General features: G+C 70.9%; 6 protein-coding genes and 1 tRNA gene. 6 read left to right on the top strand and 1 reads right to left on the bottom strand.

Features of this window, described 5'->3' with window-relative positions; genetic code table 11:
- Positions 1–307: 307 nt before the first annotated feature.
- The 6 genes from VQ03_RS15810 to VQ03_RS15840 all read left to right on the top strand — a co-directional run bounded on the left by VQ03_RS15810 (position 308) and on the right by VQ03_RS15840 (position 9,167).
- Entirely contained in the window at positions 308–568 is a 261-nt protein-coding gene (locus VQ03_RS15810) for a hypothetical protein (RefSeq protein WP_048451854.1), read from the top strand.
- A gap of 302 nt (positions 569–870) precedes the next feature.
- Positions 871–1,971 carry an efflux RND transporter periplasmic adaptor subunit gene (locus tag VQ03_RS15815; RefSeq protein ID WP_425350073.1) on the top strand — a complete coding sequence of 367 codons (1,101 nt, stop codon included), beginning with the start codon at positions 871–873 and terminating at the stop codon, positions 1,969–1,971.
- The gene (locus VQ03_RS15820) at positions 1,968–3,059 is read left to right on the top strand and encodes an efflux RND transporter periplasmic adaptor subunit (protein ID WP_048451855.1); all 1,092 of its coding nucleotides are present in this window, start codon (positions 1,968–1,970) and stop codon (positions 3,057–3,059) included. The genes VQ03_RS15815 and VQ03_RS15820 overlap by 4 nt, the downstream gene beginning before the upstream one ends.
- A gap of 73 nt (positions 3,060–3,132) precedes the next feature.
- On the top strand, positions 3,133–6,201 hold the full coding sequence (locus VQ03_RS15825) for an efflux RND transporter permease subunit (RefSeq protein WP_048451856.1): 3,069 nt from the start codon (positions 3,133–3,135) through the stop codon (positions 6,199–6,201).
- Positions 6,202–6,764: 563 nt separating this feature from the next.
- Entirely contained in the window at positions 6,765–8,030 is a 1,266-nt protein-coding gene (locus tag VQ03_RS15835; protein WP_048451858.1) for a YjgN family protein, read from the top strand.
- A gap of 21 nt (positions 8,031–8,051) precedes the next feature.
- Entirely contained in the window at positions 8,052–9,167 is a 1,116-nt protein-coding gene (locus tag VQ03_RS15840) for a M48 family metallopeptidase (protein ID WP_245292099.1), read from the top strand.
- A gap of 320 nt (positions 9,168–9,487) precedes the next feature.
- Here the strand turns inward: VQ03_RS15840 and VQ03_RS15845 are convergent.
- A tRNA-Met gene (locus VQ03_RS15845) sits at positions 9,488–9,564 on the bottom strand.
- Positions 9,565–9,618: the final 54 nt, after the last annotated feature.

Genomic DNA, 9,618 nt, shown 5'->3' on the forward strand with positions numbered 1-9,618 from the left:
CGTCCGGCCGGTCCATCGGAGGAAGAACGCCGCATGGCAGGACCCATGGTGAGACCCATGGCGGGAGCCCGATCGGTCCCGGTCCCCCCCGGCCCGCGCCCCTGCGCAGGCGGGGGCCGACCCCCGCCCCCCGCCCCCCCCCCCCGCCCCACAGGCCGCGCGCCCCCACCCCCCGGCGCGCCCCCCCCCCCTCGCGCCCCCGGCCCCGCCCCCAACCTCCCATCCCCCCCTTTATTGACTGTCTGGTCAGTTATTAGTACGAAGCGGGCGTCCCTTCAAGGGAGCGGCCGTCCCCACCCCCCGCAGGGTGACCCCCCCGCCACGGCCCCGCCTGTTTCGCGAAACCGCGCCGAGCCGGCCCGGGTTCACCCGCCTGCCGAACGGCCTCGACCTGCACGCGCCCCCCCTGGCCGTCGCCCGTCCGCTGCTGCCGCGCCGGTTGTCGCTCTCCACCTGCGCGCTCCTTCTGTTCGCGCTCACCGGCTGGGCCGGCCTGCTCGCCTGGACCGGTCCCGGCCCGGCGGCGCCTCCTTGCGCCTCCTGCCCGGCGAAGCCGGGCCAGCTCTGACACGAGATCTCCGGTTCGCCCCGGCGGCAGCGCCGGGGCAATCCCACAGATGCGGCGGCGGGCTCCCCCCGGAGAACGCGCCGCATCTGGAAGGAGCGGCCGCACCCGCCCCCTCGCGGCCGCTCCTTCACGTCGTTTCCGCATGTCTTTCCCGGACGTTACGGTTACTCCAGGACAAATCGGCAGGCGCAACCATCATGAGATCCACCCCGACCCCGCGGGGCGCCGCGTCCGCCGGACACTCGGCGAGTGTCCTGGCGAGTATCTGGGCGAGTATCTTGGCAGGTATCTTGGCGAGCACCTTGACCGCCATCCCCCTCGCCGCGGGCCCGGCCCTGGCCGAGGCGCCCTCCTCCCAGACGCACTCCTCCCACGCCGAGACGCCGAAGGCTGCAAGCCACCCCGACGCGCTGGCCCAGGTCCGGGTGGTCACGGCCGCCCTCGCGCCGGTTTCCGCCCAGGTCGTGCTGACCGGCGACATCCAGGCCAAGTTCCTGAGCAACATCGCGTTTCGCGTGAGCGGCAAGATCCAGGAACGCCTGGTCGAGGTCGGCGAGCACGTCACCGCCGACCAGGTGCTGGCCCGGCTGGAGCCGCAGGAGCAGCAGGTCAACGTCGACACCGCGCAGGCCGCCCTCGCCTCGGCCGAGGCCCTGCTGACCCAGGCGAAGGTCAGCTTCGAGCGCCAGCAATCGCTGATGCGCAGCGGCTACACCACGCGCACGGCCTACGACCAGGCCGAGCAGACCCTGCGGACCACCCAGGCATCCGTCGAATCCGCCAAGGCCGCCCTGGGGAATGCCCGCGAGCAATTCTCCTATACCGAGCTGAAGACCGGGGTCGCCGGCATCATCACGGCGCGCAACGCCGAGGCCGGCCAGGTGGTGCAGTCGGGCCAGACCGTGTTCACCCTGGCCCAGGACGGGCCGCGCGACGCGGTGTTCATCGTCTCCGAGACCCTGCTCGCCGAGCCGCCGGAGGGCAGGACCGTCGACATCGTCCTCCTGTCCGATCCCCGGGTGCGCACCACCGGCACCGTCCGGGAGATCTCGCCGGCGGTGGATCCGTCCTCCGGCGGCGTCCGGGTGAAGATCGGGCTCTCCAAGGTCCCCCCGGAGATGTCGCTCGGCGCCGCGGTGGCGGGCCTCGGCCGCTTCCGGGCGCGGCAGGCGGTCAGCCTGCCCTGGAGCGCGCTGTTTCGCTGGCAGGACCAGCCGGCGGTCTGGGTGCTCGATTCGGCCAGCAACACCGTCGCGCCGAAGACCGTCACGATCGACCGCTATGCCGGCTCGGCCATCGTCCTGTCGGGCGGCATCGCGCCGGGAGAGCGGGTGGTCACCGCCGGCATCCAGCTCCTGCGCCCCGGCCAGACGGTCGCCGTGGTCGGTGAGGATGCGCAATGAGACAGCCCCCTCTTCGCTTGCCTCCCCGCTTGCCCGCCCTTCTCGCCCTCGTCGTGCTCGCGGGCTGCCAGGCGAAGGAAGCCGAGGCGCCGCCCCCGGTGCGCCCGGTGCTGACCACGAAGGTCGAGGTCCGCACCGCCGAGACCTTCGGCCCCTTCGCCGGCACGGTCGAGCCGCGCTACCAGACGCAAGCGGGGTTCCGGGTGCCGGGCCGGATGGTCGCCCGCGACGTCTATGTCGGCGACCTCGTGCCCAAGGGCGCGCGGCTCGCCGCCCTCGATCCCACCGTGCTGCAATTCGCCGTCACCCGGGCCCGGGCCGACGTCGCCGACGCCGAGGCGCAGCTCGCCAATGCCAGCGCCGTCGAGGCGCGCCAGCGCACCCTGTTCGAGGGCGGCAACGTCACGCAGGCCGCCCTCGACGGCGCGGTGGCGAGCCGCGACACCGCGGCGGCGCGCCTCGCGCAAGCGAAGGCCGCCCTGCAGAAGGCGACCGACGAACTCGGCTACGCTACCCTGAAGGCCGATGTCGACGGGGTGGTGACGGCCTGGAACGCCGAGATCGGCCAGGTGGTGAGCGCCGGCCAGGCGGTGGTGACCCTCGCCCGCCCCGACATCCGCGAGGCGGTGGTCGACATCCCGGACGGGCTGATGGCCGGCATCAAGGCGGGCACCGCGTTCACCGTGGCGCTCCAGGCCGCCCCGACCATCACCGCGACGGGCCGGGTGCGCGAGATCGGGCCGCTCGCCGATCCGGCGACCCGGACCCGCCGGGTGCGCATGACCCTCGTCGACCCGCCCGAGGCCTTCCGCCTCGGCACCACCATCACGGTGGCGCTCGACCGCGCCACCCCGCCCCGCATCACCCTGCCGGCGACCGCGCTCCTGGACGCCGAGAAGCGCAGCAGCGTCTGGATCGTCGCCCCCGACGGCAAGACGGTCTCGCGCCGCGACGTCACGGTCGTCCACCGCGACGAAGGCACGGTGACCCTGAGCGACGGCGTGACGGCCGGCGAGACCGTGGTGGTGGCCGGCGTCCACAGCCTGAAGGACGGCCAGGCGGTGCGCCTCGCCGCCCCGGGTCTCTGACCGCTCCCCGAGCTTTTTCGCGCGCGGCCCGACGGCCCGCCCCTGAAACCCGTTCAGCGCGAGGCCGCGCCCGATGAAGTCGTTCAACCTCTCCGAATGGGCGCTGTCGCACCGCTCCTTCGTCTGGTTCCTGATGGTGGTGGCGATCGTCGCCGGCGCGATGTCCTACCGCAAGCTCGGCCGCGAGGAGGACCCGGCCTTCGCCATCAAGACCATGGTGGTGCAGGCGGTCTGGCCCGGGGCCACCATCGGCGACACCCTCGACCAGGTCACCGACCGGATCGAGAAGGAGCTGCAGCAGATCAACGCGGTCGACTACACCAAGAGCTACACCACCCCGGGCCAGGCGACGGTGTTCGTGAACCTGCGCGACACCACCCCGCCGCAGACGATCCCGTGGCTGTTCTACCAGGTGCGCAAGCGCCTCGGCGACATCAAGGGCACCTTCCCGCAGGGGATGCAGGGCCCGTTCTTCAACGACGAGTTCGGCGACGTCTACGGCAACATCTACGCCTTCACGGCCGACGGGCTGTCGATGCGCCAGTTGCGCGACTACGTCGAGCAGGTCCGCACCCGGATCATCAAGGTGCCGAGCATCGGCAAGACGCAGATCATCGGCGCCCAGGACGAGATGATCTATCTCGATTTCTCGACCCGCAAGCTCGCCGGCCTCGGCGTCGACGTGCAGTCGGTGGTCAAGACGCTGCAGGCGCAGAACGCGGTGGCGCCCTCGGGCGTGATCCAGGCCGGGCCGGAGCGGGTCTCGGTGCGGGTCGGCGGCCAGTTCACCGACGAGAACAGCCTGAAGGCGATCAACCTGCGGGTCAACGACCGCTTCTTCCGCCTCTCGGACGTCGCCACGATCGAGCGCGGCTATGCCGACCCGCCCAAGTCGCTCTTCCGCTACAACGGCCGGCCGGCGATCGGGCTCGCCATCGCCATGCAGCAGAGCGGCAACCTGCTCGAGTTCGGCGAGGCCCTCAAGTCGCGGATGCGGCAGGTCGAGGCCGAGCTGCCCGTCGGCGTCGGCATCCACCTCGTCTCGGACCAGCCGCGCATCGTCGAGGAGGCGGTCGGCGGCTTCACCAAGGCCCTGGTCGAGGCGGTGGTGATCGTGCTCGTCGTGTCGTTCCTGAGCCTCGGGGTGCGGGCGGGCCTGGTGGTCTCGTTCTCGATCCCGCTGGTGCTGGCCATCGTCTTCGTCATCATGGAGGTGATGGGGGTCACGCTGCAGCGCATCTCGCTCGGCGCCCTCATCATCGCGCTCGGCCTTCTCGTCGACGATGCGATGATCACCGTCGAGATGATGGTGGCGCGGCTGGAGGCCGGCGACAGCCTGCACAAGGCCGCGACCTTCGCCTATACCTCGACCGCCTTCCCGATGCTCACCGGCACGCTGGTCACCGTGGCGGGCTTCCTGCCGATCGGCTTCAACGGCTCGGCGGCGGGCGAGTACACCTACTCGCTCTTCGTCGTGATCGCGGCCTCGCTCCTCGTCTCCTGGGTGGTGGCGGTCCTGTTCGCGCCGCTCATCGGCGTGAAGATCCTGCCGAAGACCATGAAGGGCCACCACGACAAGCCCAGCCGCCTGCTCGGTGCCTTCCGGGCCGTGCTGCTGCCGGCGATGCGCTTTCGCTGGGTCACGGTCGCGGTGTGCGTCGGGATGCTCGGGCTGGCGGTGGTCGGCATGGGCCACGTGCAGCAGCAATTCTTCCCGGCCTCCGACCGGCCCGAGGTGCTGGTCGACATGACCCTGCCGCAGAATGCCAGCATCAGTGAGACCAAGGCGCAGATGGACCGGTTCGAGGCGGCGCTGAAGGGCGACCCCGAGATCAAGCGCTGGAGTTCCTATGTCGGCGAGGGCGCGATCCGGTTCTACCTGCCCCTCGACCAGCAGCTCTCGAACGCGTTCTTCGGCCAGATCGTGATCGAGACCGTGTCGCTCGAAGCCCGCGACCGGACCATGGCGCGGCTGAACGACCTCGCCCGGCGCGACTTCGTCGGCACCGACGTGTTCGTCCATCCCCTCGATCTCGGGCCGCCGGTCGGCCGGCCGATCCAGTACCGGATCAGCGGCCCCGACCTGCAGGTGGTTCGCGCCCAGGCCCTCAAGCTCGCCAACGTGGTGGCGCAGAATCCGCATGTCGGCCTGCCGACCTTCGACTGGAACGAACCCGGCAAGGTCTTGCGGGTCGAGATCCTGCAGGACAAGGCGCGCCAGCTCGGCGTGACCTCGCAGGACATCGCCGGCATCCTCAACGGCGTGGTCGGCGGCTCGACGATCACGCAGGTCCGCGACGCGATCTACCTCGTCGACGTGGTCGGCCGGGCCCAGGGGCCGGAGCGCCGCTCCGTCGACACGCTCCAGAGCCTCCAGGTGCCGACCGCCGGCGGCGCGACGGTGCCGCTGCTCGCCTTCGCCAAGATCCATTACGACCTCGAGCAGCCGATCGTCTGGCGCCGCGACCGGATGCCGACCATCACGGTGCGCGCCTCCATCACCGACGCGACCCAGCCGCCGACGATCGTGGCGGCGCTCGCCCCCGCCATGGCGCAGTTCCGCTCCGAGCTGCCCGACGGCTACGACCTCGCGACCGGCGGCGCGGTGGAGGAGAGCGCCAAGGGCCAGGGCCCGATCGCCGCCGTGGTGCCGGTGATGCTGCTGGTGATGGCCTTCTTCCTGATGGTCCAGCTCCAGAGCCTCCAGAAGCTCTTCCTGGTGTCGAGCGTGGCGCCGCTCGGCCTCATCGGCGTCGTCGCCGCGCTCCTGCCCTCGGGCGCGCCGATGGGCTTCGTGGCGATCCTCGGCATCCTGGCGCTGATCGGCATCATCATCCGCAACGCCGTGATCCTCGTCACCCAGATCGACGAGTTCGAGGCGGAGGGGATGAACCCCTGGGACGCGGTGGTGGAGGCGACCTGCCACCGCATGCGCCCGATCCTGCTCACCGCCGCGGCCGCCAGCCTCGGCATGGTGCCGATCGCCCGCGAGGTCTTCTGGGGACCGATGGCCTACGCGATGATCGGCGGCATCATCGCGGCAACCTTCCTGACCCTGTTCTTCCTGCCGGCGCTCTATGTCGGGTGGTACCGGATCCGGCCGCAGAAGAAGGGCGAGACGCACGCTCCGGCCGGGGCGTGAGGCACCGGCTCGACGCGGCCGCCTGATGACCGAGCCGAGGAACCGGCACGATCGAGGGGATGGCCCGCGACGGGCTCCGCGCGATCGTGACGGGCCAGGATGGCCGCTCCGCAAGACTCGCCGTCGGCAGTGCGGGCGTGGACCTCGCGCACGCTGTCGTCATGAAGGCATGGGTCATGGAGGCATGCGTCATGGAGGCATGCCGGCGCAACGGGTGCCGGGAGCGGAGATCGGACCCGGCTCTGCGACTGATCCTTATCCGGCCGATGATCAGCGATATGCGCCCGATAAGACTCCGGCCCGGATCGCCAAAAATCTTATAAGTATTGTTATTCAAAAATATAGAATGAACATCTTTCCCGGATCGACCGTGATCGCCGAGGGCGCGCAAGCGGCGGGTCCTGCAATGACAACGCGAATAACCAAAGGAGACCATACCTTCCCTTGGCTTCCCGACGTCTCCTTGCGTAAGGTGCGGCGCGCGGCAAGGGTGCACGCCGAGGAGTGCAGGCCGATTCTCGCGCCGATTTGCGCGAGCCAGACAACAGAGGACGACCGGATCGATGAATTTCGCGACACCCGGCCCGACGCAGCAGGGCGCGCCCGTGACCTTCGACACGCGGCTCGACGGCCTGACCTGGCTGGCCCTCAAGGGTTTCCTGCTCTCGTTCGTGACCTTCGGCATCTACCGGTTCTGGTACATGACCGACCTGCGGCGGTTCTTCTGGAGCCGCACCGCGATCGACGGGTCACCGGCCGAGTATACCGGCACCGGCAAGGAGCTGTTTCTCGGTTTCCTGGTGGCGCTCGCGATCCTGGTGCCGATCTATCTCGGCCTGTTCGCGGTCTCCCTGGCGTTCCCCGCGCTCGCGCCGTTCTCGGTGGCGATCTCCTTCGTCACCCTGTTCGTGCTCGGGCAATACGCGATCTATCGCGGACGCCGCTACCGGGCGATGCGCACGCTCTGGCGCGGCATCCGCCTCGGCCAGGACGGCTCGGCCCTCGCCTACGCGGCTCGCGCAGCGGGCTGGTGGCTGATCGTCTACCTGACCTTCGGGCTCGCCTTCCCGTTCATGCGGGCGAGCCAGGAGCGCTACCGCGTCGACCACACCCTGATCGGCACCAGCCGGCTGAGCTCGGAGGCACGCGGGCGCAGCGTGCTGGGGCCGTGGCTGCTGCTCTACCTCGTGGGGCTCGGACCGTTGATCGGGCTCGGCATCGCGATCCTGGTCGCGTCCGATTTCTCGCTGCCGGCGGACCTGATTGTGCCGAAGCCGGGCGGCAAGGCGAGCGAGACGATCCTCAATCCGGCCTATGCGGACACGACGATCGGCCACCTCGCGAACGCCCTGTTCTTCACCGCCCTGGTCTGCATCCCGGCGGCGCTGATGCTGATCCCGTATTACCGGGCCAGCGAGGCCCGCGCCTTCGCGGGCGCGATACGCCTCGGCGGCGCGCGCCTCGCCTCGACCCTGCGGGCCCGCTCGTTCTACCGGCCCTACATCGTCTACGCGCTGTCGCTCGTCGGTGCCGTGCTCGTCCTGGGCCTCGGAGTCGGTCTCCTGGGCCTCGCCACGCAGGGATCGGGCCTCGGCGCGCTCCACTGGCTCGTGATCCTGGCCTACCTCGCCATCACTCCCCTGTTCACGGTCCTCTATGTCCGCATGGTGCAGGCCCGGCTCTGGGCGGCGGTCGCGACGAGTCTGACGGTCGTCAACCCGGAGGAACTCTCGGCGGTCCTGGCCTCGGCCCGGAGGGCCGGCAGCGGCTTGCAGGAGGGCCTCGCCGACGCGCTCGATGTCGGCGGCGCGCTCCAGATCGGCCTCTGAGCGGTGAGGGATCCGCGGCCAGTGGCCCCCACGATCGAGGCCGAAGGGCGCTACTTCGACGGTCTCAGCGCGCGGCCGCATCCGGTGCGCCTGCACCTCGACGCCCGGCTCTGGGTCACGGGCCGCGGGATCGCGAAGGACTGGGACCCGCTCGACCTCCGGGCGGCGGATTCGGTGCCGCCACTGATGCGGGTCGGCCCCGCCCACGCGCCGGACCGGGTCGAGTTCTCGGACGTGGCGCTTGCCGCCGCCCTGGCGGAACGCTGCCCGGACTTGCGCCGACGGGAGGGAGCGGGCGGCGTCCGGCGACTGCTGCTCTGGTCCGCCGTCGCCGGGATCTCGGTCCTGCTCGTCGCGAGCTTCGGCGTTCCGTACCTGGCGCGGCTGCTCGTCCCGCTCGTGCCGGATTCCGTCGAGGCGCGCCTCGGGGCCGTGGTCGAGCCACAGGTTCTGCGCCTTCTGGGACAGCCGCCGGCCTGCGCCGAGGGGCCCGGGCGCGCCGCCCTCGACCGTCTGGTCGCGAGGCTCGTCGCCGCACGAGGACCCGATGGCTCGCTGCCGTCGGACCTCACCGTGACCGCGCGCCGCCACGAGATGGCCAACGCCCTCGCGCTGCCGGGCGCCCGGGTGATCCTCCTCTCGGGCCTGATCGCGCGGGCGAAGACACCGGACGAGGTCGCGGCGGTGCTCGCCCACGAGCTCGGCCATGTCGGCGCGCGCGACCCGACCCGCTCGCTGATCCGGGCCTCCGGCACCTCGTTCCTGCTGAGCGTCGTGCTGGGCGACCTCACCGGCTCGACGGTGATCGTCGCAGTCGGCGAGGCGGCGCTCTCGGCGGGCTACAGCCGTGACGCCGAGCGGGCGGCCGATGCCTACGCGGTCGACCTGATGACGCGCGCGGGCGGCAACGGCGCTGCCCTGGCCGACATCCTCGAGCGCATCGCCGCCGATGACGGCGGACGCGGCCCCCTCGATCTCCTGCGCAGCCATCCTCTCACGGCCAAGCGCGCCGCCGCGATCCGCGCCTTGGCCGGTCCCAACGCGCCCGGCCGGCAGATCCTGCCGGCGAGCGAGTGGAGCGCTTTGAAGGGCATCTGCGGCACGAACCGGACGCCTGACGAGTCCCGGACACCGTGAGCAGGCGCCGGATCTCGGGAGCCCCCTCCCCCGTGTCCCCGGGGTCAGCCACCCTCGACTCGAAGGCACCCGTCACGGTGCGAGACCGTGTCGAGGATGCCGGGACGCGGTGAGGGGCGGTGCCGTTCGAAGAACGAGCCGCCTTCATGAGCGGCGAAGCTCGTTCGCCGGCCCAATGCCACCGAGAACGTCCCCATGAGAGCGGCTCGGCGTCCCGAACGTCTGCCCGGCAAGCCGGGCCGGGGTCGGTGGTCAGGTTCGGGCGATCGAAACACGAAAAACCCCGCCGGCGATGCCGAGCGGGGCTTTTTCGTGTGTTTTGGTTGCGGGGACAGGATTTGAACCTGTGACCTTCAGGTTATGAGCCTGACGAGCTACCGGGCTGCTCCACCCCGCGCCAGGGTGTGATCCGAGTGTCGTGACGAGGGAATGTGTGCGTGCTTGGCAGGTC

It is taken from the genome of Methylobacterium tarhaniae (assembly GCF_001043955.1).
Lineage (GTDB): Bacteria > Pseudomonadota > Alphaproteobacteria > Rhizobiales > Beijerinckiaceae > Methylobacterium > Methylobacterium tarhaniae.

Bases quoted from the DNA above. Each gene is read 5' to 3' on its own strand.
- VQ03_RS15820 (WP_048451855.1), top strand. From the start codon at position 1,968: ATGAGACAGCCCCCTCTTCGCTTGCCTCCCCGCTTGCCCGCCCTTCTC.
- VQ03_RS15825 (WP_048451856.1), top strand. From the start codon at position 3,133: ATGAAGTCGTTCAACCTCTCCGAATGGGCGCTGTCGCACCGCTCCTTC.
- VQ03_RS15835 (WP_048451858.1), top strand. From the start codon at position 6,765: ATGAATTTCGCGACACCCGGCCCGACGCAGCAGGGCGCGCCCGTGACC.